We start from the raw sequence: 559 nt of genomic DNA, 5'->3' as shown, positions 1-559 counted from the left end.
CGAGTACCAACCCGATTATCTCCTCGCTCAAACCATAGAGCGCTTTCTCACCCGCGTGCCGGAGTCCTAAAACCACTTGCTCGACATCAATGCGTCCCCGAAGGTTAGAGAACCATTTTGCACGTCCAAATCGTCATGGCGACCCTATTATTTAGCAGCCGGCGCCCTTCAAAATGGCGCGCGCCGCCCGTTATGGAAACCGCGTGTAATCATGGTTATGGTAAATAACCCCGTGGCGCGGGATCATTCGCGGCCATAGATATCCTCATGGCGCAGGATATCGTCTTCGTTCAGATAGCTGCCGGTCTGAACCTCGACCAGGTAAACCGGCAGTTTGCCCGGATTGGCGAGCCGGTGTTTGGTGCCCAAAGGAATGTAGACACTTTCATTCTCTGTCACGAGACGTGTTTCGTCGCCGATCATCACCTCGGCTGTGCCTTCGACCACCACCCAATGTTCTGACCGGTGATGGTGGCTTTGCAGGCTCAGGGTGCCATTGGGATGAACCATAATCTGTTTGACCTGAAACCGCGGCCCCTTGGTGAGGGTCTCATACCAC

The 559-nt window shown here is 54.7% G+C and carries 1 protein-coding gene; it reads right to left on the bottom strand.

Annotation, left to right across the window (positions count from 1 at the left end; all coding sequences use genetic code 11):
- Positions 1-243 precede the first annotated feature (243 nt).
- The coding region (locus A3722_RS15060; protein ID WP_150120507.1) for a cupin domain-containing protein at positions 244-559 on the bottom strand (316 nt) is incomplete at its 5' end.

The sequence above is a fragment of the Sulfitobacter sp. HI0027 genome (assembly GCF_001634775.1).
GTDB lineage: Bacteria > Pseudomonadota > Alphaproteobacteria > Rhodobacterales > Rhodobacteraceae > Sulfitobacter.
This window is presented reverse-complemented; position numbering and strand designations above follow the sequence as displayed.